General features: G+C 65.1%; 23 protein-coding genes and 3 tRNA genes. 2 read left to right on the top strand and 24 right to left on the bottom strand.

The window, feature by feature from the left end; all coding sequences use genetic code 11:
• Positions 1-3: 3 nt before the first annotated feature.
• The 14 genes from AC5Y4C_RS18970 to AC5Y4C_RS19035 form a co-directional block, all read right to left on the bottom strand.
• Positions 4-64, bottom strand: a tRNA-Ala gene (locus tag AC5Y4C_RS18970).
• Between the two features lie 201 nt (positions 65-265).
• Positions 266-592 (bottom strand): hypothetical protein, encoded by a 327-nt coding sequence (locus tag AC5Y4C_RS18975; RefSeq protein ID WP_499965143.1) that lies wholly within the window; start codon positions 590-592, stop codon positions 266-268.
• Positions 592-1,704 (bottom strand): phage major capsid protein, encoded by a 1,113-nt coding sequence (locus tag AC5Y4C_RS18980; protein ID WP_499965145.1) that lies wholly within the window; start codon positions 1,702-1,704, stop codon positions 592-594. The genes AC5Y4C_RS18975 and AC5Y4C_RS18980 overlap by 1 nt, the downstream gene beginning before the upstream one ends.
• A 104-nt stretch (positions 1,705-1,808) precedes the next feature.
• Positions 1,809-1,988: a hypothetical protein gene (locus AC5Y4C_RS18985; protein ID WP_499965147.1), complete on the bottom strand. Its 180-nt coding sequence runs from the start codon at positions 1,986-1,988 to the stop codon at positions 1,809-1,811.
• A 9-nt stretch (positions 1,989-1,997) separates the two neighbouring features.
• Positions 1,998-2,390 (bottom strand): hypothetical protein, encoded by a 393-nt coding sequence (locus AC5Y4C_RS18990; RefSeq protein ID WP_499965196.1) that lies wholly within the window; start codon positions 2,388-2,390, stop codon positions 1,998-2,000.
• Positions 2,391-2,442: 52 nt separating this feature from the next.
• A complete protein-coding gene (locus AC5Y4C_RS18995; protein ID WP_499965149.1) occupies positions 2,443-3,099 on the bottom strand; it encodes a hypothetical protein in 657 nt (218 codons plus the stop codon).
• Positions 3,096-4,451, bottom strand: coding sequence for a phage portal protein (locus tag AC5Y4C_RS19000; RefSeq protein ID WP_499965151.1), 1,356 nt, complete (start codon positions 4,449-4,451; stop codon positions 3,096-3,098). The genes AC5Y4C_RS18995 and AC5Y4C_RS19000 overlap by 4 nt, the downstream gene beginning before the upstream one ends.
• Positions 4,448-5,905 carry a terminase large subunit domain-containing protein gene (locus AC5Y4C_RS19005; RefSeq protein WP_499965153.1) on the bottom strand — a complete coding sequence of 486 codons (1,458 nt, stop codon included), beginning with the start codon at positions 5,903-5,905 and terminating at the stop codon, positions 4,448-4,450. The genes AC5Y4C_RS19000 and AC5Y4C_RS19005 overlap by 4 nt, the downstream gene beginning before the upstream one ends.
• Positions 5,902-6,219 (bottom strand): HNH endonuclease, encoded by a 318-nt coding sequence (locus AC5Y4C_RS19010; protein ID WP_499965198.1) that lies wholly within the window; start codon positions 6,217-6,219, stop codon positions 5,902-5,904. The genes AC5Y4C_RS19005 and AC5Y4C_RS19010 overlap by 4 nt, the downstream gene beginning before the upstream one ends.
• A gap of 104 nt (positions 6,220-6,323) precedes the next feature.
• Positions 6,324-6,680 carry a hypothetical protein gene (locus AC5Y4C_RS19015; protein WP_499965155.1) on the bottom strand — a complete coding sequence of 119 codons (357 nt, stop codon included), beginning with the start codon at positions 6,678-6,680 and terminating at the stop codon, positions 6,324-6,326.
• Complete coding sequence (locus tag AC5Y4C_RS19020; protein WP_499965157.1) at positions 6,677-7,057, bottom strand: hypothetical protein; 381 nt, start codon at positions 7,055-7,057, stop codon at positions 6,677-6,679. Before AC5Y4C_RS19020 ends, AC5Y4C_RS19015 begins: the two co-directional genes overlap by 4 nt.
• A complete protein-coding gene (locus AC5Y4C_RS19025) occupies positions 7,054-8,331 on the bottom strand; it encodes an AAA family ATPase (protein ID WP_499965159.1) in 1,278 nt (425 codons plus the stop codon). Before AC5Y4C_RS19025 ends, AC5Y4C_RS19020 begins: the two co-directional genes overlap by 4 nt.
• Before the next feature lie 2 nt (positions 8,332-8,333).
• On the bottom strand, positions 8,334-8,618 hold the full coding sequence (locus tag AC5Y4C_RS19030; RefSeq protein ID WP_499965161.1) for a hypothetical protein: 285 nt from the start codon (positions 8,616-8,618) through the stop codon (positions 8,334-8,336).
• Positions 8,615-9,031: a hypothetical protein gene (locus AC5Y4C_RS19035; protein WP_499965163.1), complete on the bottom strand. Its 417-nt coding sequence runs from the start codon at positions 9,029-9,031 to the stop codon at positions 8,615-8,617. The genes AC5Y4C_RS19030 and AC5Y4C_RS19035 overlap by 4 nt, the downstream gene beginning before the upstream one ends.
• A gap of 473 nt (positions 9,032-9,504) precedes the next feature.
• On the opposite strand from AC5Y4C_RS19035, the gene AC5Y4C_RS19040 reads away from it, so the two are divergent.
• Positions 9,505-10,065: a helix-turn-helix domain-containing protein gene (locus AC5Y4C_RS19040; protein ID WP_499965165.1), complete on the top strand. Its 561-nt coding sequence runs from the start codon at positions 9,505-9,507 to the stop codon at positions 10,063-10,065.
• Positions 10,052-11,230, top strand: coding sequence for a site-specific integrase (locus AC5Y4C_RS19045; RefSeq protein ID WP_499965167.1), 1,179 nt, complete (start codon positions 10,052-10,054; stop codon positions 11,228-11,230). The genes AC5Y4C_RS19040 and AC5Y4C_RS19045 overlap by 14 nt, the downstream gene beginning before the upstream one ends.
• 3 nt (positions 11,231-11,233) lie before the next feature.
• Here AC5Y4C_RS19045 and AC5Y4C_RS19050 read toward each other — a convergent pair.
• The 10 genes from AC5Y4C_RS19050 to dnaA all read right to left on the bottom strand — a co-directional run bounded on the left by AC5Y4C_RS19050 (position 11,234) and on the right by dnaA (position 23,375).
• Positions 11,234-11,306, bottom strand: a tRNA-Ala gene (locus AC5Y4C_RS19050).
• Between the two features lie 106 nt (positions 11,307-11,412).
• Positions 11,413-11,486: transfer RNA gene (locus tag AC5Y4C_RS19055), tRNA-Ile, on the bottom strand.
• A 39-nt stretch (positions 11,487-11,525) separates the two neighbouring features.
• Positions 11,526-12,254 (bottom strand): DUF3566 domain-containing protein, encoded by a 729-nt coding sequence (locus AC5Y4C_RS19060; RefSeq protein ID WP_499965169.1) that lies wholly within the window; start codon positions 12,252-12,254, stop codon positions 11,526-11,528.
• Between the two features lie 34 nt (positions 12,255-12,288).
• Positions 12,289-15,291, bottom strand: coding sequence for an intein-containing DNA gyrase subunit A (gyrA, locus tag AC5Y4C_RS19065; RefSeq protein ID WP_499965170.1), 3,003 nt, complete (start codon positions 15,289-15,291; stop codon positions 12,289-12,291).
• 15 nt (positions 15,292-15,306) lie between these two features.
• Complete coding sequence (gyrB, locus tag AC5Y4C_RS19070) at positions 15,307-17,337, bottom strand: DNA topoisomerase (ATP-hydrolyzing) subunit B (RefSeq protein ID WP_499912643.1); 2,031 nt, start codon at positions 17,335-17,337, stop codon at positions 15,307-15,309.
• A 211-nt stretch (positions 17,338-17,548) separates the two neighbouring features.
• Positions 17,549-18,070: a DUF721 family protein gene (locus tag AC5Y4C_RS19075; RefSeq protein ID WP_499965172.1), complete on the bottom strand. Its 522-nt coding sequence runs from the start codon at positions 18,068-18,070 to the stop codon at positions 17,549-17,551.
• On the bottom strand, positions 18,067-19,209 hold the full coding sequence (gene recF / locus AC5Y4C_RS19080; RefSeq protein WP_499965174.1) for a DNA replication/repair protein RecF: 1,143 nt from the start codon (positions 19,207-19,209) through the stop codon (positions 18,067-18,069). Before recF ends, AC5Y4C_RS19075 begins: the two co-directional genes overlap by 4 nt.
• A gap of 10 nt (positions 19,210-19,219) precedes the next feature.
• Positions 19,220-20,113 carry a phosphogluconate dehydrogenase (NAD(+)-dependent, decarboxylating) gene (gene gnd, locus AC5Y4C_RS19085; protein WP_499965176.1) on the bottom strand — a complete coding sequence of 298 codons (894 nt, stop codon included), beginning with the start codon at positions 20,111-20,113 and terminating at the stop codon, positions 19,220-19,222.
• A gap of 43 nt (positions 20,114-20,156) precedes the next feature.
• On the bottom strand, positions 20,157-21,350 hold the full coding sequence (gene dnaN, locus AC5Y4C_RS19090; RefSeq protein ID WP_499965177.1) for a DNA polymerase III subunit beta: 1,194 nt from the start codon (positions 21,348-21,350) through the stop codon (positions 20,157-20,159).
• A gap of 513 nt (positions 21,351-21,863) precedes the next feature.
• A complete protein-coding gene (gene dnaA / locus AC5Y4C_RS19095; protein ID WP_499965179.1) occupies positions 21,864-23,375 on the bottom strand; it encodes a chromosomal replication initiator protein DnaA in 1,512 nt (503 codons plus the stop codon).
• Positions 23,376-23,798: the final 423 nt, after the last annotated feature.

Consider the following 23,798-nt stretch of genomic DNA (forward strand, 5'->3'; position numbering starts at 1 on the left):
GTGTGGAGCCTAGGGGATTCGAACCCCTGACTTCTGCCTTGCAAAGGCGAAACATCATGCTGTTCTAACGCATTCGCGGCGGCTTAGCTGCTGAAACACATCAGCGTAATTCACGCTGATTATCTGTAACTGTGGCCAATTTGTGGCCAGAAGGTGGCCACGGCGGCCCGGTGCAGGTGTGCGCTCACCCAAAGGATCCGGGGGTCATGGCGCGCCCTTGCCCGGGGTGGTCTACCAACCGGGTTTGACGCCGGGCCGCCGCTGCTCACATGGCCCGGACCCTGTACCGGTTGAGCACGGTCTGCTCGGCGAGGGTCCAGCCGGTGAAGCCGCCACGGACGTCGCTGGTGAAGTCTCCGGCGGTGTCGCTTCTGCCGAGCTGTCCGGGGTTGGTGGTCAAGCGCGCGGCCGCTGTGACGATGACCGCAGCGACCTCATCATTGGGGAACCCGTCTGTGCCGAAGCCGCGCCCGCGGGTGTAGGCGTGGGCCATCGCGGTGATGATGTCGACCGCGTACGCGGCGGTGCTGTCGTCGACGTCAGAGCTGCGGTTGAGCAGCGCCAGCACGTCGTCGGCTTCGACCGCGGGCATTAGGCGTCGGTGAGGACGACGACAGCTTCGGGATGCAGGAGCCCGAGGTCGTATCGGGTGACGACGCGGATGCCGATCTGGTCGTAGTCGGCCCAGCGTTCGGTGAGGATCGTCACGGAAGGTGCGAGATCACGCGCCACGGCGATCTGGGAGGTGTCGGCCAGCACCGCCTTGCCTTTGGCGAGCTTGTTGGTGACGGTGACGGGGATGCCGAACAGCCGATAGGTGGTGTCGGCGGTGACGTCATCCTCGATGAGGTACCGCTGGTTGCCGTCTTTGAGCTTGCGCAGCGCGATGAAGTCGGCGCCGGAGATGAACCACCTGTTAGGGGTGACCTCGGCTGCGGAGGTCAGCGCGATCGCGTCGAGCAGGCTGTCGGCGTCGGTGACGTCCAGTTCCCCGGTCTGCACCCCTGCTTGGTTGGTCAGGCCGGTGATACCGCCGGCGGCTTCGCCTTGGGTCGTCGTGGTGACCGTCGCGCCGGTGGCGCCGAGCCGATCGACGCTCGTCGCGGCGAGTGCGCCGGTGAATGTGACGGTGTAGGGGCCGCCGGCCGACCCGGTGACGGTGGCGTTGCCCGAGCCGATCGTCGATAACCCCTGTAAAGCGGTCTGGACAGTCGAGGCGGCGGCGCCGTTGGCGAGGCTGGATGTGGCCACGCCGCGGTAGGACAGTGTGAACGGCTGCCCGGTGGCGACCGTGACAGTCTGCACCTCGTTGGTGGCCTGCCCGCGGCCCGTGAGTAGGGCGGTGTCGAGCTTGTCGGAAACCACCTTCACTAACCGGTTCTTGAGCGTGGCGTCGATCCCGATGACCGCTTGCCGCGCCAGTTCGCGGCTGTAGCGTTCGATGACTTTGATGCTCTTGCGGTCGGTCGGCATCAACACCACCTCGTCGAAGCTGGTGTCGTGATCGCTTGGGATGAGTTCGTTTTCGCCGACGAACCCGACCGAGGATGAGCCGGTCAGCTTGGGGATGCGCAGCACCCCGGCGGTGTCGAAGATTCGCGGCCCGCTGGACAGGACGACGGAGGCGGCTTCGAGGGGCTGCACAAGCAGGCTGGAAACCTGGTCGGCGAGCAACTGGGGATTAGCAGCGGTGGATTCAACCATGAGAGTCCTTATGTGACTACAGAATCGGGGCTTGTGGTACCCGTGTCACCAGGACAAACGGTGGGGCCGGCCACCAGGACCGGCCCCACCAGAATACCGCCTATTTAGCGAATCCGGCCAGGCCGAGCCGATTTAGGTCCGGGTGCCTTGTCGACGACCAGCGCGTAGGCGTTCGCCAGATCGACCCACTTTCCCGATCCCGTCTGGCTGTTGTCTTCCGCTTCGGCTTTGATCGCGTTCAGCAGCACCTCGGCGGTTTCGTTCTCGAGGTCACGTAGCGACATTTTCTGCTCCTATTGGGCTTGTTGCCGCAGGATCGCGGCGAGATCGACGCTAGACCCTCTCCCCGACACCGGGCCTTGACCGATGTCGCCGGTTGGTCGCCGGCTGGCCAGGTGCGGCTTACGGGTGAGCAAATCGTCGAGAGCGGCGTTCAGCGCGTCGGGGTCGTCGAGATGGCTTTCGGAAAACGGCATGTCGGTGGGGTCGGCTAATCTTCCGGTGGCCCGTACAAGCTCTACATGTAGCCGGTGTGCGAGCTGATCGGCGCGCTGGGCGCGTTGCCGGTATTTGCCGTTCTCGTGGCGTAGTTCCTCGACGTAGGCGCGGGGGAAAGTTTCGGGCTCTTGGTCGGACTCGTCAGCGGGTTCGTCACCGTCGTCGATGTTCAGGCCGTCGGCCTTCATAGCGTTGTTGACGGCTTCGTAGTCCTCGGCGGTGGGCTCCTCTATGGTGTCGTCAGGCTGATTTTGCGGCTCGGTCAAGGCTTAGTCTCCTCGTATACATTGTTGATTTGATGTTGTGTGCCAATACAATTCGCGGTTGACAGTTGCAACCCTTGTGGCTCTGAAACGGGTGCTCCTTTGGCCAGACGCGGCCCTCTCGCCACCACCACCGGCAGAGCTGGCAGGGGTCGGCGTCCATGTGTCGCGTCCAGCCCTCGACGAGCGGCTGTTGCGAGATCACTTCGCTCGCGGCGCGTTGCGCTGTCTCCAACGGTTCCGCGCGGGCCAGCCGCTCGAACCGCAAACCCGCTGTGCGCACCGGGTCGGCGGTTTCCGCCTGCTGGACATCCTCGGCGGCGGGTCCGGCTGCGTTGTCGAGGTCGGTGAGGATGGTGTCGGCGGCCTTGGCGAGCCGGTCGAGGTCATCGGACGGAGTGACGCCGGTAGTGACAGCGGGTGTTCCCGTGAGTGTTTCGAGCTGCTGCAAGATTCCGACATCGGCCAGTCCGACGGCCGCGGCGTTGGCGCGGTTGATGACGGCGGATATGAGCGCTATGGCGGCGTCGCGGGTGAACTGCCCTGTGGTGTACGCGGTGAAAATAGCGGTCACCGTGGTCGCAGTGGATGCGGCGAGTGCCGCGGTTTGGGTTTGGTAGTCCTCGACGCTCACGCGGTCCTCTGCTGCGCCGGTGCCGTCAGGGTGATGGCGGCGGTGTCGAGAGCTTCGGCGCGGCGCGCCACCCGTATCTGGGCGATTTCGTCGTCGTTGTAGCCCAACTTTCCGAGCGCGTACGAGGCGGGCAGCAGGCCCGCGCTGTACAGCTTCACAACGGCATCCGCTTCCTGGGCGACGGAGCGGGTGGCAGCGTCGGCCCATTCGACGCGGGCCTCGAGCTGTAGGGGGTCGCGGCCGTCACGCACGGCAACCATGAGTTTGGCGACCTGCTCCCAGGCCCGGCCGAACGTGGCTTGCCGAGCCTCCGCGCGCGCCGTCAACGACGCTTCGGCCGCCCGCAGCGCGTCGGCGGAGGCCGGGTTGTCGGTGAACACCCCGACGTAGTGCGCGGGCAGCGTGGAGACGGCCATGATTTGCCCGAGAATCACCCGGACGGACGCTTCATAGCCGGACAGGTTGGCTGCCTCGAGCTGGCCGAAGCGGGCTTGATCGTTCTCGGAAATCATCGCGCGGTTGCCCTCGGGGATGGGGTTGACCTCTGTTGTGACCGGCTGGCCGTCGAGGTGGAGGACCGGGTGGCCGGCGCTGTCGATGACGGGTTCTTCAGTGAGTTCGATGCCGGTGGCCCAACGGCGCGGCCGCCCAACGTATTCGGAGGTGACCATCATGTCTGCGAGGCTCTTATTCAGCGCGTCGACAAGGGGTTTGAGGTCGTCGATCTCCGAGCATCCGCGCTCGTCGAGGATTCGGTCGGAGTTGCGCAATGCGACCACCGGCGTCGTGCCCAATGGGTTGCTCAACTCCTCGATCACGCGAAATCCTTGGGTGGTGGCGCCTGTTTGGTTCGCGCGGTAGCGGGTGATGCGGTCGGGTTCGTACAGCACCGCCTCGGTGGTGGTCTTGGTTTCCCAGCGTTTCACGGCGGCGGTGATCTGGCGGGTTCCCGGATCAAGTTGCACCGCAACCTGTTTCGCGGACTCGACCGTGACCTTTGGTCGGCCGAACATGTCGGCCCACACGATTACGAACGAATCGCCCAGGAGCAGTGCTTCGCGGTGCGCCACACCGGAAAGCTGGTCGAGATCATTGCGTATCCAGTCGGGCCAGATGCCGGCGGCGTCGCCCGAGAACCCGGTGATGCGCAGCCGCTCCGCCAGCGCGGTGACCGCGAGCCGAGGAATGTTGGATGCCATGCGGCCGAAGCGTTGCCCGAGAGCGACTTTCGCTTCCGGCGACAGAAACGCAAGGGGTTGTTCCCCGCGGTAGTACAGGTTTAGCTCGTGGTAGCGGGCGGCGGGTTCGTCGAGGCGCTGCAACAGGGTGGTAAGTGTCGGGTTGTCGGTCATGATGCGAAGCTCCGTGTTCTCTTGCGGTTTCGGTTGGTTTGGTGCCAGGCGGCGCGGTCATAGGCGACGATCGCGGCCACGGCGGCGTCGATCTTGCGCGGACTGCCACGCTTGTCCTTCGAGACGAGATCACCCATCGGGGTCGGCTTGGCGACACAGTGCGCCATATGCGCGGACAGTCGGGGGTCGCCGTCGTGGGATACGGCGCGTGTCACGACGGCTTGATAGAGGCGGTCGGTGGCCGGCGCCATCCGCTGCGCGTGCGCGGTGTTCCACTCCAGCACCCGGTGTTCACCGTGCCGTTTAGCCCACGACTCGATCTCTGAGCGCCAACCCCAAGGATCGCAGGCAAGTTCGGTGACGTCGTACTTGCAGAACGCGATATCGACTGCGGTCGTTACGGTTTCGCGCGGGACGCGCCAGCGCGGATCGCCGGGGTTCTCCCACAACCCCTCGACCCAAATATGCCCGTCCAATGTGCAGCCGACCAGTGCTGTGCTATCACCGGATGCGGAGCCGTCGAACGCCAAAACGACACGCTCGCGTGGCTGCACAACCCGTTCGCTCGCGCACCCATCCCATGCACCCCACGGCAGCCACGCCTCGACGCCGGTCACCCATTGACCGAGCCGCAGTTGCCGGAAGCGGGCCTCGGAGATGGTGCGGCGCACCGCTTCGAGGCCGTCCTCTGATAGAAACGGGCGCCTGCAAGCCAACGCCGGGTTAGCGATCCGCCACGCCTTGTGGTCCTCGGTGGCGCACCCGTCCGGGGCGGCGTACTCGCGGAAGTAAAACGCCGGATCATCACCGCGGCGGCCGTGCTCGACGAGCTGCCACATCACACTGTCGGGTGAGCTGGCCGGGGTGGAGATCGCCAGCGTCAACGACTCCGGTCGCTTGCCGGACACCGACGTCACGGCCTCCCACACCTCTTGCGTGACCACGTGTAACTCGTCAACCACCAGCAGGCTCGGGTCATGGCCGTGCAGTGCGCCAGGTTCGGCCGGCAACGGCAACACGGTCGCATCGTTCTCGGGCAGATACAGCCGGTCGGCGTACACCTGCACCCGCTCGGCCAACACCGGGTTGAGTTCGACCATGCGCCGTGCCATCCGCAACACGATCATCGCCTGACGCATATCCGAGGCGACGCACAGGACTTCGGCAGACTCCGGACCGACGAACATCTCCGACAACGCCAACGCAGCCGCCAGTGCCGACTTTCCGTTACCGCGCGGCAGCGACACCAGGGCAGTACGGATACCCGGCGCGAACGCACCCGCAATGATCTCCCGCTGAAACGGCCGCAGCCGAAACTGCTCCCGAACACCAACACCCTTCGGGACAATCAGAAACTCGCCGATGAACCGCTCCCGCCGCTTCGCACGCGACGCCGGCCACCCAGAAAACGGCAGCGGGGCGGCCGCGACGGTGCCCTTCGGGCCTGCCCTCACCCGGCGCCTCCGGTGTGTAACTCAAACTTTGCCTTGGCGGTGCGGCGGTGGCGCTGTTGTTGGGGGGCGTGTCCCCTGGTGCCGATGGCGGCGCGGACTGCTTGACGTTCGACGTCGGTGCAGTGGCGGCCGCGGCGGCTGTTGCATGGTCGGCAGCGGACGGTGATGTTGGCGGGGTGGTAGGCGAGCTCGGGCGCTTCGGCGATGGGGATGATGTGGTCGGTGGTGAGGTCGTCGACCGCTCCGCAGTCGAGGCACCACGGCTGTCGTCGGCGTGCTGAGGTTGACAGGCGTTTCCAGCGTCCGCCGTTCATGTGCGGGTGGTCGCGCGGCAGTTCCTTCGCGGGTCGTACGGGTCGGTGCTCATGGCAGCGTGAGTTTGCTGACGGCTTACCGCATACGACGCAGGGTTTGAGGGTCACGATGCGTCGTCTCCGTGGAGGCGGGCCAGTAGCACGTTGGTCTGTTCGTCGGTGAGGTTCAGCAAATCGACGAGGTGGTCGTGAAGTTCGAGGGTTTGGTTGCGGTCGAGGAACACCTGCACGTCTCCGAGTGGGGCAGGGAGGGTTAGGTGCAGGGCTAGGAGGAGGCTGCGTTCGGGGCCTCCGATGACCATGAGGCGGACCCCTTCGGCGTAGGTGTTGATGACGTCGGTGGGGATGGTGGCGTCGGGGGCGTTGCGGATGGCGTCGCCTTTGGGGTCGTTGGTCACGGGCTGCTCCTGTTGCCGGGTCCAGAGGTCGGGGTCGGGGAAGATCACGCGGTGCTCGGTCATGACTGCTTCGTTGGTGTACGTGTCGTAGGTGTTGTACTTGGACGTATGCCCTCATCAGGGCTTTCAGTAGGTACAACAGGTACAACACCTAACGGCGTGTACTTGCCGATGCCGGTCTTGCCGACGTAACCGCTATCGTGCAGACGGCCTAACAGAACCGCCGCTTGCCGGTTGTCGATCTGTGGAGTCAGTTTTCCTTGTCCGTCGGGGGTCAAGAAGAACACCGCTTCGCTTGCCGTGATCGGCATCGTGTCGGGTGGCAGACGGAGTTCACGTGTGGGCGGGACGATGAAGGCGGGTTCGTCGTTCATGTTGATCTCTCGTTCTTTGTCGCGGTCCCAGAACTGAGCCGGAAAAATAATCTTGCGGCGGGTCATGTGGACTCCGGTTGTGAAAGTGGTGAAAGTGGTGAAATCCCAGGTAGGGGCTGATCTGCGGTTTCACCGGTTTCACCAGTTTCACCACTGAGTGGTGCATAGACGCCTCGGCCGAGTTGGGCGACGTAACCGCCGTCGCGTAGTCGGCCGAGCAGGTTGCCCGCCACGCGGCTGTCGATGCCCAGGTGTTCGGCGAGGTCCTTGGGTGTCGTCGCGGTGCGGGTGTTGACGAACTTCACGGCGTCGAGGGAGCGGTCACCGAGACGGGCTTGCTGGCGTTCGGCGCGGGTGGTGACGGTGGCGGCGGCATCGAGGATGTCTATGCCGTCGAGGGTCCAGATGCCTTTGTCGGTTTTGACGGCGTACTCGTTCTCGGCGATGTCGCGACCGGTGACGGCGAGGACACCTTCGTCGCTTTTGCGTTTGCGGCGCAGCACGAGGATGTAGTCGGCGCTGCCGCTGATGCCTTGAGTGCCGGACACGGTGTCGAGCCAGTCCTCTGCGGCGAGTTTGCGGGTGTGGTGGACGGCGACCAGCGCGGCGCCGGGTACGGCGTCGATGGTGGCTTTGATGCGGCTGCCGAGTTGATAGTCGGCGATGTAGGGATCGTCTCCATGCCGGCGCTGGGGACGTGCCTTACCGAGGGTATCGAGAAGTACAAGCGGCGGGGCGGGGTCGTCAGCGTGGCGGGTCAGCCATTCGGTGATCGTCGGGATGACGGTGCCGGGGGTGATGTCGGTGATGATGTCGAGCCGCTGAGGAAGTGCCTGGTCGGCGTTAAGGCGGCGCATTCGGTGCTGAAGGCGCCGGGGCCCGTCCTCCAAAGCCAGGAGCAGCACCGCACGCGGTTGGACGGGGATGGCCCCGAGGGCTGTTCCGCCATAGGCGCACGCTAGGGCGATGCCGGCGGTGAACCACGATTTGCCGGCCTTGGGTGAGCCGGCCATCACGCCGAAGCCTTCGGTGATTAGGTGAGGAACGTGCTCCACCAGATCGGGGAAGGTCATCTTGTCCAGCTCGGCTGCCGACATCATGCCCGACAACAGGGTGGCGGCCTGGGGGTGTTCGCGGTGCTGGTCGTCTTGTCGGCGCGCATTGCGTTCACGGGTCCGGCGGGTAGATCGTTCCTCGGGGGTGGGCAGCGGAATGGGGCCGCCGTCACGGGCGGCCCCATTCACGCGTACCTTCCGAGGCAGATCGTTGGGCGTCGGCATGTATGTGCCTGACTCGGCGATCGCCTTGCCCTTGGCGATCATCTCGGCGGTGGTGTTCATTGTCAGGCTGACACCTCCCACAGTTCGCTGAGCTGTACGGCGAGGCGCTGGTCGTCGCCTCCGCGGGACCACATCACCCGCATTGCGGCGATGTTCGGCGCGGGCGTCAACCCCTGCGTGAGGAGGTGTTGCGCAGCGTCGCGGTAGCCATCGACGTAATGATCGGTGATCTCGTCGGGGTTGTGGCAGCGGCAGCCGCGTGCATCACGGCAAGGGCAGCAACCCATTTCGGGAAGCCGGTAGGACGCCGATCGGCGGCGGTGGGCCTGCTCAACCGCCGCGTTCACTGGTCGGCCTTCGCGATGAATGCGCCCAGGAGCATATGCAGGATTCCGACGTAGGCGTGAATGACGCGATCTTCGTTGTCGTAGAGTCGGCCCATCGTCGGGTCGGTGCTGAGTAGGTCGGCGACCCGCCAAGCCATCCGCCGCAGCCCTCGTGTGAAGTCGAGAATGGCGAACATCGCGACGTGGTTGGCGTCTTCGTCGGTGAGCCGGTCCAGCAGCCTCAACTCGGCGATGGACTCGGCAAAGGCCATCACGCCCTCGCTGTTCCAGGGAATCTCGGCGGACGCGATGCTTGGGTCGTTCGCGATGATCTCGGCGGCTTCGATGAGCCGCTGGTAGCGGTCACCTGCCTGCACCGGGGGGACGTAGTTGCGGCAGAAGGTGCACAGGCCGCCGTCTCCGTGAACGGGCACTGTGCAGTGCTTGCAGAGATTTCGTGGCATTATGGAGTTCTCCAATCGTCGGTATTGATCTACGGGTTGGATGCAGCGGTCCCCGCTCGACGCGGCAACGTCGGGGTCAACGGGGGCCGTTGTTATTTCCGTGGTCATCAGGCGGCGTCCCCGCCAGATGATCTGTTCGCGGACAGGTAATTCATGACGTCATCACGCAGGTAGCGGATTCTGCGACCGACACGGGTGTACGGCACACCACGATGTAGGTAGCGGTCCTGGGCGAGGCTTGCCTCAGTTGTGCCCAGAAACTCCGCCAACTGACGCGCTGTAGCTACCTCAGGTAGCGACGCTTCCACCACTGGCATTCCTTTCGATTTTGATCCTTCGGTGTATCGAAGTTGATAACACCCGCTTTCACAGTGCATCACGGCTGTTTTGTTGTCAAGGCGGATCGCGTGACTTATCAACTTTGATCTCGTAGTCTCCTCGGCATGGCCAGCGACGACAGCGGTTCTGGTGCGAACAAACGGACTCTTGGAGTGACCGGTGACACCGTCCGTGCGAATATCAGGCGTATCCGCGAGCTGAGGAACTTGTCGATTAACAAGCTGTCCGAAGCCTTGGACACCCTTGGACGACCGATACCGCCGCTTGGTATCCGCCGCATCGAGTCGGGTGACAGACGCGTCGATGTGGATGACCTCGTTGCTTTCGCCTTGGCGCTTAACACCTCGCCGTCTGCGTTGCTCCGTCCGACTGCCGATGATGTCGATGACCGGGTGACGGTAACCGGATCCACGGAGAGCCATCGCGCGGAAGACGTGTGGGATTGGATCATCGGTGAGAAGCCGCTCTTGGCGTGGCGCGGCCTCGATGAAAATAGTGTGTGGGTTGAGTTCGTTCATACGTCGTGGCCTAGTTGGCGCGTTCGCGAGATGTATGACCGCGCTTATCAGGAGGCGGTGGCGCAAGCGCGTGCGGATGGTATCGACCTGGGCACATGGATAGACAGGCTTTCCGGGCGAGAGACGGCGTCTGATGGCGACGATTGAGAAGTACGAAACATTGAGCGGCACAACGCTTTACCGCGTTCGGTACCGGACGCCGGATCATCGGCAGACACAGAAGCGCGGGTTTCGGACGAAGCGGGATGCGCAGGCGTGGGCCGATCAGCTAGAGGTCGACAAGCGTCGCGGTTCGTATGTGGCGCCGGCCGCGGGTCGGGTCCGATTGGGCGAGTACGCGCGGGAATGGCTGGACTCGAAACACAAGCTGAAGCCATCGACGCGGGCCAGGTATCAAGTAGTCGTCGACGGCTTCATCGACGATCACGCGGATATCGCGCTGGGGGACATCAGCCGTTCGCTGGTGCGGGATTGGGTCGCTGATCTGAGCGTCGATCTGTCGCCGGCGTCGGTACACAAGACGATCGGGGTGTTGCGTCAGGTGTTGGCGATGGCGGTCCAGGAGAACCGGCTGGTGACGAATCCGGTTGACGGAGTCGAGTTGCCCGCGGTGCGGCCTGTGGAGCAACGCTTCTTGACGCTTGAGCAGCTACACCGGCTTGCGGCGGCGGCTGGCCGGCATCGACCGTTGGTGTACGTGCTGGGGACGTGCGGGCTGCGGTTCGGTGAGGTCGCCGAGCTACGTTGGCGTGATCTCGACTTACAGAGGCGGACGGTCCGGGTGTCACGGTCGGTCGCGCTCGTAGGCGGGGAGTTCGTCGTCGGGTCGCCGAAAAACGGGAAGGCGCGCACGGTCAGCTTGCCCGCGTTCGTCGCTGACCTCCTGGTGCCAGGTGCCGCGGACACATTGGTGTTCCCCGACACCGAGGGGGGATACATGCGGGGGACGAATGTGCGGCGCCGGTGGTGGGCGCAGGCCGTCGCCGAGGCCGGGTTGTTCCCGCGGGTCGAGAAGAACGCGGCGGGCGAGGACGTCACCATCTACGACTTCAAGCTGCACGAGCTGCGGCACACCGCCGCGTCCCTTGCCATCCAGGCCGGAGCGAACATCAAGGCGTTGCAGAACATGTTGGGTCACGAGTCCGCCGGGTTGACGCTCGACCGCTACGGACACTTGTACGGTTCCGACGTCGAGGCGGTCGGCGTGGCCATCAACGCGCTCTTAACTCGAAAGTGTGGCCAAAATGTGGCCACGGACGATGCTTCGGCTACTCCGCATCACAGCGAAAATACTTCTGAGCTGCGGATTTAACAGTGGAGCCTAGGGGATTCGAACCCCTGACTTCTGCCTTGCAAAGGCAGCGCTCTACCAACTGAGCTAAGGCCCCTCGGGGTGGGTCGGCAGCGTGTGCCAGACCTCGGCGGCCCGCCGCGATCGCGCCCAGATCACCAGCGCCGCCAGCGCGGCGAGCACCACAACCCATCTCATTTTCGTGGGGCTAGGAGGACTCGAACCTCCGACCTCTTCGTTATCAGCGAAGCGCTCTAACCGCCTGAGCTATAGCCCCGAACGACCGACGAGATTACCGCAACGGCACCTGCTCCCGTTAATCGCGATCGGCGAGCGTCACCTCGACTCCGCCGACTAGATCGGTGGTGAGGTTGTAGATGAACGCGCCGACGGTGGCCATCGCCGTCAACAACACGATGTTGACGAGGCCGATCAGCGCTGCGCTGCCGAAGATGGTGCCGCTGGACACCAGCTCGCTGTTGGAGGTGTTGTTCAGCAGGTCGCCGACGTTGCTGTTGAGCTTGGCCCACACGCCCATGCCGCCGAGCACCAGGTACAGGAACGCGACGGCGATCATCCACACGAAGAACAGCGCCACCGACAGCACCAGCGACACCTTCAGCACGCTCCACGGGTCGACCCGGCGAATCTGCATGCTGGCCCGTACCGGTCCGCTCGTGCGGGTGCCCACCTGGACACGGGGACGCGCTGGACCCGCGGGCTCGCCCTGCCTCTCGGTTGCGGTCGCCGGCCGCGGCGGACGCGGCGGGACCGGGCCGGAGAGATCCGGGAGCTCGCTGCGCACGTTCTCCGCGCGCGTCGGCACCTCTGTGCGGGCAGGTGCGGGGACCTCCGCTTCCGCGGGCGGCGCACCGGCCGGCGATCCCGAGATGAAGCGGTTGATCCGCTCCTCGATGCCGGCCGGTTCGTGGGGGCCGGAAGCCTCGGGACGCCGCGGCGGCTGCTGCGGCGGGCGGGCCGTGGCCGCAGAGCGCTGCCAGGGGCGCGGGCCGTCGCCGTTGCCCGGCTCGTTCGGTGAGCTCACCTACCGCTCCTTACGTGGTCGAGTCCGGTCGGGCCTATTGCTCGTCGCGCAAGCGCTCGTCGGCCTGGGCACTGTCAGTTTCCTCGGCGTTGCGTGCGATGGCTACCAGTGTGTCGCCCTCGCCCAGGTTCATCAATCGAACCCCCTTGGTCTGCCGGCCGGCCTTGCGGACCTGCCGTGCGGCGGTGCGGATCACGCCGCCGCCCGAAGTGATCGCGTACAACTCGGTGTCGTCGTCGACCACCAATGCGCCCACCAGCGTGCCACGCCGTTTGTCGTATTGGATGGTCAGCACCCCTTTACCGCCGCGGCCCTGGACGGGGTACTCGTCGATGGCCGTGCGCTTCGCGTAGCCGCCGGACGTGGCGACCAGCAGATAGGTGCCCTCGCGCACGACGTTCAGCGACAACAGCGCGTCGTCGGTGTTGAACCGCATGCCCTGCACGCCCGAGGTGGCGCGGCCCATGGGGCGCAGCGCCTCGTCGCTGGCGGTGAACCGGATCGACTGGCCCTTCGCGGACACCAGCAATAGGTCGTCGTCGCCGGAACACAACACCGCGCCGACGAGCTCGTCGCCGTCACGCAGGTTGATCGCGACGATGCCGCCGGATCGGTTCGAGTCGAAATCGCTGAGGCGCGACTTCTTCACCAGCCCGTTGCGGGTGGCCAGCACCAGATACGGAGCGTCGTCGTAGGACTTGATCTGGATGACTTGTGCGATGCGTTCGTCGGGCTGGAACGCCAGCAGGTTGGCGACGTGCTGGCCACGCGCGGTGCGGGAGGCCTCGGGCAGGTCGTAGGCCTTTGCGCGATAGACCCGGCCTTGGGTGGTGAAGAACAGGATCCAGTCGTGAGTGGAGCAGACGAAGAAGTGGTTGACAATGTCGTCTTGCTTGAGCCCGGCGCCCTGCACGCCCTTGCCGCCGCGCTTCTGACTGCGGTACAGGTCGGTCTTGGTGCGTTTGGCGTAGCCGGTTTCGGTGATCGTGACGACGACGTCCTCGCGCGCGATCAGGTCTTCGTCGGACACGTCGCCGTCGGCGGCGATGATCCGGGTGCGCCGGTCATCGCCGTGCTTGTCGGCGATCTCTTTGAGTTCGTCTTTGACGATCCCGCGCTGACGCTCAGGCTTGGCGAGAATGTCCTCCAGGTCGGCGATTTCGGCCTCGATCTTGGCCAAGTCGTCGACGATGCGTTGCCGCTCCAGGGCCGCCAGCCGCCGCAACTGCATGTCGAGGATGGCTTGGGCCTGGATCTCGTCGATGTCGAGGAGCTCGATCAGCCCTTGGCGGGCCTCGTCGACGGTTTGCGATCCGCGGATCAACGCGATCACCTCGTCGAGCGCGTCGAGCGCCTTGACCAGGCCGCGCAGGATGTGCGCGCGTTCGTTGGCTTTTCGCAGCCGGTAGCGGGTGCGGCGGATGATGACGTCGAGCTGATGGTCCACATACAGCCGGATCATCTGGTCGAGCCGCAGGGTGCGCGGCACGCCGTCGACGATGGCGAGCATGTTCGCGCCGAAGCTGGTCTGCAGTTGGGTGTGCTTGTACAGGTTGTTCAGCACAACCTTGGCCACCGCGTCGCGCTTGAGCTCGACGACGATGCGGATGCCGACCCGATCACTGCCCTGGTCTTCGATATTCGCTATGCCGGAAAGCTTTCCGTCGCGAACCTGCTCGGCGATGGACGTGATGAAGTTGTCGTGGTTGACCTGATAGGGCAGCTCGGTGATCACCAGCGAGGTGCGGCCGCGCGAGTCCTCTTCGATCTCGGCAACACCGCGCATGCGGATGGACCCGCGCCCGGTGGTGTATGCGTCGGTGATCCCTTGTGTGCCAACGATCAAGCCCGCCGTGGGGAAGTCGGGTCCCTTGACGTACTTCATCACCGCTTTGAGCGTGGTCTCCTCGTCGGCGTCGTAGTTGTCCAGGCACCAGAACACCGCGTCGGCCAGCTCGCGCAGATTGTGCGGCGGAATGTTGGTGGCCATGCCGACCGCGATGCCGCCGGAGCCGTTGGCGAGCAGGTTGGGGAACCGGCTCGGCAGGACGGTCGGCTCCTGAACGCGACCGTCGTAGTTCGGGACGAAATCGACTGTCTCCTCGTCGATTTCACGCAGCATCTCCATCGCCAGGGGAGTGAGCCGCGCTTCGGTGTTGTGGCTGACGAACCCGTTGGTGACGAACGCGTGGTCGTCTGTATCGATGCGCAGGCTGTAGACCGGTTGTACGCCGGCGTCGGTCACCGAAGCGACGCGCGCGTAGTAGTACGGCGAGCCCACGTGCGGAAAACACACTTGTTGCTGCGATGTCGGGGATTTTTTGCCAACAACTGTGTTCTCGGCCAGCATCACCACCACGTCGCCGGCCCGGATTTCCTCGATGAGCTTCCATTCGTGCTTGCCCCCGACCACGCACAACAGCGGGTGGTTGGGCGTGCCGGTGACTTCGAAGCCTTCGACCGTACGCACGGTGTAGGTCTGGTGATCGCCGGAGTGAAACAGCCGGTCGGCGAGCACCGGTTCGCCGTGGCGGCCAACGACTTTCAGCTCGATGATGTTGTCCGAGTTCGGCCTCGCCCCGGGCACCACGTCGCGAATGCGAACGGAATCACCATCCGGCAAAGCCACCAACGCATCACCGGTGACGCAATACCTCATCGCCGCCGGGGGATCGTTGCCCGGCGAACCGAAGTTGCCCTGACCGTCGACAAGCGGGTAACGCAGCGACCACGGCTGCGCCATGCGCACCAACGTGTCGTAGATCGACGCGTCACCGTGAGGGTGGTAGTTACCCATCGTTTCGGCAACGGAGCGCGCGGATTTCGCGTGGCTGCGATCCGGACGGAACCCCGAGTCGAACATCGCGTAGAGCACCCGGCGGTGCACCGGCTTGAGGCCGTCGCGCACTTCCGGCAGTGCACGCCCGACGATCACGCTCATCGCATAGTCGATGTAGCTGCGCTGCATCTCCTGCTGGATGTCGACCGGTTCGACCCGGTCGGCGGACTCGTCTGGCGGCAGCGTGGTGTCAGTCATGAGTTCCTTTGTGGACTAAACGTCGAGGAAGCGAACGTCTTTGGCATTGCGGGTGATGAATGAGCGACGGGCCTCGACGTCCTCGCCCATCAGGATCGAGAACAGCTCGTCGGCCGCGGCCGCGTCGTCCAAAGTAACCTGTCGCAGTACCCGCACCGACGGGTCCATCGTGGTCTCCCACAATTCCTTGGCATCCATCTCGCCGAGACCTTTGTAGCGCTGGATGCCGTCGTCCTTGTTGATCTTCTTGCCGGCCTTCAGACCGGCTTCGAGCAACCCGTCGCGTTCCCGATCGGAGTACGCGAACTCCGGCTCGGCGCGCTGCCACTTGAGCTTGTACAGCGGCGGCTGGGCCAAGAACACGTGCCCGTTTTCGATCAGCGGCCGCATGAACCGGAACAACAGCGTCAGCAGCAGTGTCGAGATGTGCTGGCCGTCGACGTCGGCGTCGGCCATCAGCACGATCTTGTGGTAGCGCAGCTTGGAGATGTCGAACTCGTCGTGGATGCCGGTGCCCAGCGCAGTGATGATCGCCTGCACCTCGGTGTTTTTCAGCACGCGGTCGATGCGCGCCTTCTCGACGTTGATGATCTTGCCCCGCAGCGGCAGGATCGCCTGGAACATCGAGTCGCGGCCGCTCTTGGCTGAACCACCCGCCGAATCGCCCTCCACCACATACAGTTCCGACTTGCGCGGATCGGTGGAGCGGCAATCGGCGAGCTTGCCGGGCAGCCCACCGATGTCGGTGGCGCTCTTGCGCCGCACCAGCTCGCGGGCCTTGCGTGCTGCGATGCGCGCCTGGGCTGACGAAACCGCCTTGTTCACAACGACTTTCGCGTCGGCAGGATTCGCCTCGAACCAGTGGGTGAGTTGCTCGTTGCAGACGCGCTGGACGAACGACTTCACCTCGGTGTTGCCGAGCTTGGTTTTGGTCTGGCCTTCGAACTGCGGCTCGGCGACCTTGACCGAGATCACCGCGGCCAGGCCTTCGCGGATGTCGTCGCCGGTGAGGTTGGGGTCCTTGTCTTTCAACAACTTCCGGTCTTTGGCGTACTTGTTGACCACCGACGTCAACGCGGCCCGGAACCCCTCCTCGTGAGTGCCGCCCTCGTGGGTGTTGATGGTGTTGGCGAAGGTGTGCACCGACTCGGAATAGCCGGCGTTCCACTGCATCGCGACCTCGACCTCGTGACCCGGACCCTTGCCGGAGAAGTCGACGACACTGTTGTGAATCGGCTGTTTGGTGCGGTTGATGTGCTTGACGAAGTCGACCAGACCGCCGGGGTAGTGGAACTCCCGCCGCTTGACCTTGTGGGCGGTGGCCTCGGCTGCTTGTTCCTCGGCGGTCTTCGGCGCCTCGGCGGTGTCGCTGACGACCTCGTCGACCACTTCCACTTCCGACACCCGCTCGTCGGTGAGGGTGATGGTCAGCCCCTTGTTGAGGAACGCCATCTCCTGCAGCCGCCGCGCGACGGTTTCGAAGTCGTATTCGGTGGTTTCGAAGATGTCCGGGTCGGCCCAGAACCGCACCGTGGTGCCGGTCTTCTTGGTCTTCTCGCCCTGCTTGAGGGTGCCGGGCACCGAGTGGTCGTAGGACTGGAACCACTCATAGCCGTCGCGTGAGATGTCGACTTCGAGCCGGGTGGACAGCGCGTTCACCACGGAGACGCCGACGCCGTGCAGCCCGCCGGACACCGCGTAGGCGCCGTCTTCGCCGCCGAACTTGCCGCCGGCGTGCAGCTGGGTCATCACAACGTCCACGGTCGGCGCGCCACTGGCGTGCATCTCGACCGGGATACCGCGACCGTCGTCGGTGACTTCGACGCCGCCGTCGGCAAGCAGCCGCACGTCGACGCGGCTGGCGTAGCCGGCCATCGCCTCGTCGACCGCGTTGTCGACCACCTCCCAGATCAGGTGATGCAAACCGCGCTCACCGGTGGAGCCGATATACATGCCGGGCCGCTTGCGGACCGCCTCCAGCCCCTCGAGGATGGTGATGGATGAGGCGCCGTACTCCGTTTGTGCTTTCTTCTTCTGGGCAGCCACGGTCGGACAGGTCTCCTTGGGGTTCGCATGCGAGCGGTTCGGTCACCGCGAGCGGGGTCTTCGCCCAGTCTACCGGTAACTGCCGCCAGCACCGATTCTGAAGCGGTGTTTCTACACAGCTAAAAACGCCGTGTACGAGATTTCGCGACCAGCGGCGCGTCCTGACGCTTGCGGCTTTTCTTTTCGCGGTTCAAGCGGCTCTCAGCGATGCTTATCCGTAGGTGTCGCGCGGTCCACGCCCCGCCACCCGCAGCGGTCCTTTTCGCCACGACGGTGCCACCGGTCCGGTGATCTTCAGCGACGTCACGACGCCGTCGCCGACCGCGGCGGCGATCTTCGCGAGCAGCTGGGCCTGCATCATGCGCAGCTGGGTGGCCCACGCTGTGCTTTCGGCCGTCACGCTGAGCACCCCGTCGTGCAGGGCCGTAGGTGTGGCGTGCTCGGCGATCTGTTCGCCGACCACCGACCGCCAGCGCCCGAAGACCGCTCCTTCGGCCACCCGGCCCGACCATCCGCGCGTCGCCGCGACATCGCGCGCGGCCGCGCCAAGTGGTTGGGGATCTCGGACGTCGGGACCGGGGCCGGACCATGAGCGCCGGTTGCCTTGCCGCCCGGCCACGCGTGTCGTGCCGGTGCCGCGGCGGCCCTGCCCGATGTTCTTGCCCTGCGCGCGGGCGGCGCTGCGGGCCTCTTCCAGCGTGCGGCGCACCAGATCCATCGCGTCGTCGCTCATGACATCACCACCGACATGCGGCCGGCGTCGTCCTCGCACAGCCCGATCATGATGCGCTGGGCCTCGAGCTGTGCCGGAATGTCCTCGACCACTGCCGCCGTCACCAGCACCTGCTCGGCTTCGGCGGCAACCGCAGCCAGCGCCCGTCTGCGCGTGGTGTCGAGTTCGGCGAACACGTCGTCAAGTAATAACACGGGCTCGGTGCCGTCGGACCGCAACAGCTGGTATGCCGCCAGCCGCAATGCCAAAGCCATGGACCACGATTCACCATGGGAGGCAAAGCCTTTCGCGGGCTGCGCACCGAGGATCAGATCGAGGTCGTCACGATGGGGGCCGACCAGGCAGACACCGCGGTCCAGTTCCGCGGAACGGCGCGCCGCCAGTGCGGCCAGCAGCGCCGCTTCCAGATCCGCTGTGTCGCCGGGGCCTAACTCCGCGTCGATGCTCGACCGGTAGCGGACGTCTGCGCTGCGCGACCCGGGTGCCAGCAGCTGGTAGGCCTTCTCGACTTCGGGTCTCAGCTCGTTGGCCAATGCGATGCGCGCAGCCAGTAGCTGTGCTCCATGCTCGGCCAGGTGGCGATCCCAGACATCGAGGGTGTGCAGCAGCCCGTCGTCGCGGGTGCGGTGTCCGGCAGCGGTTTTCAGCAGAGCTGTGCGTTGGCGCAGCACCCGGTCATAGTCGGCGCGGACACCGGCCAGCGCCGGGCGCCGAAGTGTCGCGAGGTCGTCCAGGTACCTTCTGCGCTCGCTCGGATCGCCGCGCACCAGGGCCAGGTCCTCGGGAGCGAAGAGGACGGCGCGCAGCACGCCGAGCACTTCACGTGGGCTGCGAACGGGGGAGCGGTTCAACCGAGCCTTGTTCGCCTTACCGGCCGTGATCTCCAGGTCGACGGACAGCTCACGGCCATCGTTGACCACGATCGTCGAGACCACCGCGCGCGGTCGGCCCGCGCGAATCAACGGTGCGTCGGTGGCCACCCGGTGCGAGCCGAGGGTCGACGAATACCACAGGGCCTCAACAAGATTCGTCTTCCCGTAGCCATTCGGCCCCACGAACACAGTCCGCCCGGGCGCCAACTCCAGGTCCACTTCCGACCAGGACCGGAAGTCGCGCAATCCCAAGTGCCGCACATACATGGGCTGCGAACTATCCCGATTGGCTCACCCGATGAACGGCGTGACCACCGAATTGATTACGCAGAGCGGCAACAGCTTTCATGGTGGGGGAGTCCTCCTGGCGAGACAAGAACCGCGCGAACAGCGATGCAGCGATCCCCGGAACCGGTACCCGCAGCCGAATGGCCTCTTCGACGGTCCAGCGGCCCTCGCCGGAATCCTCGGTGTAGCCGGTGATCTGTGTCAGCCCGGGGTCCTCCTTGAGCGCTTTGGCCAGCAGTTGCTGCAGCCAAGACCGCACCACCGTGCCGTTGGTCCACGCTTGGTAGACGGCTTGCGGGTCTTGAATCAGGTCCTCGGCGTTCAGCAGTTCGTAGCCCTCGGCATAGGCCGACATGAGCGCGTACTCGACACCGTTGTGCACCATTTTCGCGAAGTGGCCGGCACCCACCGGCCCGGCGTGCACGAAGCCGTCTTCGCGCGGGCCCGGCGGCCGCAGCGCGTCGAAAATCGGCATGGCCCGCGCGACGTCGGCGTCGCTGCCGCCCACCATCAACCCATAACCGGCCTTCAATCCCCAGATACCGCCCGAAACGCCGGCATCGAGGAACGCAATCCCCTTCTGCGCCAGGAGCTTTGCATGGGGACCGTCCTCCGTGTACCGCGAGTTGCCGCCGTCGATCACCAAGTCGCCCTCATCGAGCTCCTCGGCCAGCGACGCGATGGTTCCGTGGGTGATCGGCCCCGAGGGCACCATCACCCACACCACCCGCGGGGGCGTCAGCGCTTCGGCAAGCGCAGCCAGTGACGGCACATCGGTGACTTCGGGCCGCGGGTCGTATCCGACGACGTCGTGGCCGCCGTCGCGCAATCGTTCGCGCATGTTGAAACCCATCTTGCCCAGACCCACCAGGCCCAGCTGCATGTATGCCTCCCTCTTGTGGAATCGCGCGGACAGGATCAGCGCGTCAGCCGGGTAGCCGAACGGGCATCAGCAGGTAGACGTAGTCCGACGGCACGGCCGGGAACGGCCCAGCGGCGGGACGCGACGTGTCGTCCCCGGCGGCCGGGCGCAGCACGGCGGGCCGGCTGGGGGTGGTGAATCCGAACGACACCTTCTCGCTGTGGAGCGAAGTCAGGCCGTCGGTCAGGTACGTCGGGTTGAACGCGATGGTGAGCGGGTCTCCCGAAAACTCCACCGGCAGATCCTCTTCCGCGCGCCCGACGTCGTCGGCGCCGGCGGCCAGCCGCAAACTGCCTTCGCTGAACTCCATGCGGACTTGCGCGCCGCGGTCGGCGACCAGCGCCACACGTTTGATGGCTTCCACGAGTTCGGCGACGTCCACGGTGGCGACGGCGGTGTGTTCGGTGGGCAGCAGCTGGCGGAACTTCGGGAATTCTGCGTCGAGCAGTCGCGTGGTGCTGCGTTTGCCTTCGCTTCGGATGCCGAGCAGCCCCTCCTTGCCGACATTTGCGCCCGCACCCAACGCGAGCCCGACCTCGGCGCCGGTGATTCCGGCTCGGGCGACCTCGGCCAGTGTCTTGGCCGGCACCAGCACCGCGGCCTCGATGTCGGCCGATGACGTCGACCACGTCAGTTCGCGAACCGCCAGCCGGAACCGGTCGGTGGCAGCCAAAACAACTGTCTCGCCGGAGATTTCCACGCGGATGCCTGTCAGCATGGGCAACGTGTCGTCGCGCCCGGCCGCCACGGCGACCTGCGCGATGGCCTCGGAGAACAGTTCAGCGGAGATCACCCCGGTTTCCTCCGGCAGCGCAGGCAGCGCCGGATAGTCCTCGACCGCCATGGTGGGCAGCGAGAACCGGGCGCTGCCGCACGTCAGCGCCACGCGGGTGCCGTCGACGCTGACGTCGACCGGTTTGGCCGGCAACGCCCGGGTGATGTCCGACAGTAGCCGTCCGGACACCAAAACCTTTCCGGGAGTGGCGATTTCAGCGGGTACCTGAACCTCGGCCGACACTTCGTAGTCGAACGAGCAGATGGTCAATCCGGTGTCGGTGCCTTCCAGGAGCACACCGGCGAGCACCGGCACCGTCGGCCGGGTCGGCACGTTACGCGCTACCCACGCCACCGCATCGGCGAAGTCCTCGCGGACCAGCCGGAATTTCAAGTCGGTCAAGCCGACCGTCGTCGTCGCCACCTCACACAGCCTTTTCTTGGATCACTGTTCGTCACACACTTCGTCCGCGGTTCCCGGGCCTCACAACCAGGTGACCGTCGTGTACCTACGACGACCGTAATGGCTGTCGAGGCACCACCGTAGAGCTTTCGCCCGCTCGATAAAAGCTAATCGATCAGCCCGACAAGCACTGTCCGCCGGCCCCGCCACGGGTGTGCAGAACCGTTGTCCCCAGCGCCTTCTTCTGATCGAAATCTAGAGAGATAGATAAGCAACAGTAGTAGGGCCTGTGGAATCTGTGGATACCTCGCGTTTGTGCTGAAAGGGTGCCGCACCGCGTTGTGTACGGCCGGTGCACGACTGTGCCCCTAGGACTCTGGCGATGTGCATGGCGGGCGGCTGTCCACGTCCCGGTGCACAGTCGGCGGCGTTGTCGCGGAGTTGTGCACAAGGTTATGCACACGCGCGGTGCCGAAAAAAGGGGTGCACGCGGCCGAGGTTCTTGGCGCCGGCACGGTCGAATGTGGGATGAGATCAGCGCTTGGAGCGCTGGCGGATGCGGGTGGTGAGTTCTTTCACCTGATCGAAAACCTCGCGACGCTGAGCCATCTCGCCGCGGATCTTGCGCTCCGCGTACATCACCGTGGTGTGGTCGCGGCCGAACGCCTGGCCGATCTTTGGCAGCGACAGGTCGGTGAGCTCGCGGCACAGATACATCGCAACCTGGCGAGCCTGTGCCAGCGAGCGGGTCTTGCCGGGCCCGCGCAGTTCCTCGATGGTGGTTTCGAAGTACTCGGCGGTGGCCGCCATGATCATCGCGGTGCTGATCTGCATGCTTTCCGCATCGGAGATCAGATCGCGCAGCACTATTTCGGCGAGTGCGCGGTCGATCGGCGTCTGGTTCAGCGACGCGAATGCAGTCACCCGGATCAGCGCACCCTCGAGTTCGCGGATGTTGCGTTCGATGCTGCTGGCGATCAGCTCCAGGACGTCGTCGGGCACGTCGAGCCGGTCCATCTGTGCCTTCTTGCGCAGAATCGCGATGCGTGTCTCCAGCTCCGGCGGCTGGACGTCGGTGATCAGACCCCACTCGAACCGCGTGCGCAGCCGGTCCTCCAACGTGGCCAGCTGCTTGGGCGGCCGGTCCGACGAGATCACGATCTGCTTGTTCGCGTTGTGCAGAGTGTTGAAGGTGTGGAAGAACTCCTCCTGGATGCCTTCCTTGCCTTCGATGAACTGGATGTCGTCGACCAGAAGCACATCGATGTCGCGGTAGCTGCGTTTGAACGCGACCTTGCGGTCGTCGCGCAGGGAGTTGATGAAGTCGTTGGTGAACTCTTCGGTGGAGACGTACTTGACCCGCATGCCGGGGAAGAGGCGCTGGGCGTAGTTGCCGGCCGCGTGCAGCAGGTGGGTCTTGCCCAGCCCGGACTCGCCCCAGATGAACAACGGGTTGTACGCGCGGGCCGGCGCCTCGGCGATGGCGAGGGCGGCGGCATGTGCGAAGCGGTTCGACGCACCGATGACGAACGTGTCGAAGGTGTAGCGCTTGTTGAGGCTGACGCCCTGTGACTGGCCGGCGGGATTGTGGGCGGGTTTGTTCAAGAAGTACGACGGCCACGACTCGTGCGCGCTGGCCAACGCTTCGGTGTCGTCGTCGACCTCGTCGTCGCTGTCGAGATGCGGGTCGTCGAGCTGTGGCCCGGCGGGCGGGGGTTCGTCGGCGTCCCCGGGCTCCGGCGGCGCAATCCGCACGCCGAGCTCCACACGTTGGCCGAGCCGGCGGCTCAGCGCGTCGATGATCTGGTTGCGCAGGTGGCGTTCGATCTCGTTCTGGACGAAACTGCTGGGCACCGACAGCAGCGCGAACCCTTCGGCGATGGTCAGCGGTTTGACCAGGGTGAGCCATGCCCGCTGCTGTGGAGTCAGCGGTGGACCGGTGCGGTCGCCGTTGCTGGCTGACGAGCCGTTCGGGATGTCGCCGTTGAGTTCGGAGACGACGGTGTTCCATACCTCGGCGAACGGCGCGTCGGGTTCAGCGGTCAACGACGAGAACCCCCTTTGGCGTCGGTCGAGGGTCGACAAAAGTAACGAGGTCAACTGTCCACATAGTTATCCACAGGTGTGGACAGGACAGCGGCTCGCTTCGATGTCGCTCGGCGTGAGTCTTCGGCCGCTCCGCATGGAAACGGCACTGCCAGAAGCTAACAGGTTTGGCGAAGGCTGGCCAACCGTTCGGCAACATTGCCGACGACAAGCCGGCGTGTCGCTTGACGATGGTGACGGTTGTGACAACAGTGATCGCCGCTGTGGTGCCCGGACGCCGTTTGACCGGCGGTATCGGTGTCAGTACCCTCAAACGGTCGCCCGAAAGTCGGCGATACGGCAGCGAACCGGGGGAGTGTCCACCGGGGTCCGCGCCGGTTAGCGAGCGAGACGAGCTTACGAGCGGCATCCGCGTCAGCTTCG

Source organism: Mycobacterium sp. NGS35, assembly GCF_059812855.1.